This window comes from Oleiphilus sp. HI0061, assembly GCF_001635675.1.
Genome location: NZ_LWFE01000187.1, coordinates 1 through 1,078 on the forward strand (window position 1 = coordinate 1; position 1,078 = coordinate 1,078).

The 1,078-nt window shown below is 46.2% G+C and carries 2 protein-coding genes; both read right to left on the reverse strand.

Translation table 11 applies throughout. The features are described from left to right. Window positions 1–833, reverse strand: an 833-nt coding sequence (locus tag A3735_RS02200; protein WP_068637508.1) for a thiamine pyrophosphate-dependent enzyme, incomplete at its 3' end; no start/stop codon positions are given. Between the two features lie 10 nt (window positions 834–843). Continuing rightward, on the reverse strand, window positions 844–1,078 hold a 235-nt coding region (locus A3735_RS30130; RefSeq protein WP_369820501.1), incomplete at its 5' end, for a hypothetical protein.

Genomic DNA, 1,078 nt, shown 5'->3' on the forward strand with positions numbered 1-1,078 from the left:
GAATCACTGCGATAACGTGAAGCATCATCGGCGGTAGTATGATCCCCTAAGCGATAACTCACCGCTTCAATAAGCGTTGCACCTTTACCTGCGTAGGCTTTCTCCAGTGCTATATTGACTGCATGACGCACGGCAAAATAGTCGTTACCATCAACAACCAGTCCCTCAATCCCGGCGCCAATCGCTTTTTGGGCAATCGTTTGCGCGCCGCACTGAATATCGCGGGGGGTCGAAATAGCCCATTGATTGTTATTTACAACCATTACCAAGGGTAGTTGCCACGCCCCTGCCAGATTTAGTGTTTCGAGAAAGTCGCCTTTCGAGGTCGCGCCCTCACCACACGTAACAAGAGATGCTTGATGTATGCCTTTGGTTTTCAGAGCAACAGCTGCACCGGCAGCGTGGCCATATTGTGTCGCTATTGGCACACAAACAGGGAAATCATTTGGGCATGATTTATAATCACTACCACGTTCCAAGCCTCCCCAATACATCAACATCTCTTTTAAAGACACCCCTCGCAAATATTGGGTAGCGAAGTCGCGGTAATAAGGCGCAAAAATATCATCTGGGCTGAGCGCCATACCAATGGCCGTACCAATTGCTTCCTGGCCTAGAACTGAAGGGTAAGTTCCAAGCTTGCCAGTTCGTTGTAAAGCGATAGCCTTATGGTCAAAAGCTCTGATCAAAACCATCGTTTCATAAGCTTTTAGCATTTCTTCTTTGAGCAGTAGAGAATCCGGTAAAGACTGCTTAAGCTGCCCGTCATCGCCAAGAAATTTCGAAAAACTTACATCAAACCTAAGGTTTTCTTCAAAAGTATAAGATTTCATACCGCCTCCTCTATGCTGCAAAGTCTTGAAGACGAGTCAATTTTTCTTCGGCTAGCTGGTCGGCAACAACACTTGTTGCCCTGCCTTTTGAGCTTGAGCCTTGATAAACCTCTTCTAAGGTTCGACCTATCTGCAATATTTTTTCATGTATTCTGGCCTGTAAAACTTCATTTCTTGAAACCAGCTCAAAGTCCGAACGCAAAGACTCACTGTGGGTTAGCGAGGCATAAATCAAACCTCCAGAG